Raw genomic sequence first — 438 nt, 5'->3', positions numbered from 1 at the left:
TGCTCGGTAGCGACGAAGGAATCGCCCATGGCCTCGGCACGGTTCTGCGCGTCGGCGATGACTCGGGCGAAGGCCCCGGACAGCTGCGGCTGAGCTACTGAGGCGCCGGTACTTGACGGAAGGGAGCGCATCGCTGCGGTAGCGACGGCGTCGACCTGCTGAGGATCAATCCCCAAGCCAGCTACCAACGGACTGACAGTGTTGTCTGGGATCGTGAACAGTGCGTGAAGAAGATGCGAGGGCTCCACGGATGGGTTCCCGTGGGCCAACGCATGCCGAGTAGCGGCGGTGACCGCGTCACGGCTCATCGTGGTGAGATTGGTGTCCATTACGTGCCTCACTGAAGTTGAGTTGCTATGACTCAAGTATGACTCCTGACGGGACACAATCAAGTGAAGTTGAGCGTATATGACTCAACTAGCCCAAGGGAGTCGCTCC

General features: G+C 60.0%; 1 protein-coding gene. It reads right to left on the bottom strand.

The genetic code is table 11. The features are described from left to right. Positions 1-329, bottom strand: a 329-nt coding sequence (locus K5Q99_RS23210) for a Clp protease N-terminal domain-containing protein (RefSeq protein WP_281422455.1), incomplete at its 3' end; no start/stop codon positions are given. Between the last annotated feature and the right edge of the window lie 109 nt (positions 330-438).

It is taken from the genome of Shewanella hafniensis, from assembly GCF_019655335.1.
In the GTDB taxonomy this organism is placed as follows: domain Bacteria; phylum Pseudomonadota; class Gammaproteobacteria; order Enterobacterales; family Shewanellaceae; genus Shewanella; species Shewanella hafniensis.
This window is presented reverse-complemented; position numbering and strand designations above follow the sequence as displayed.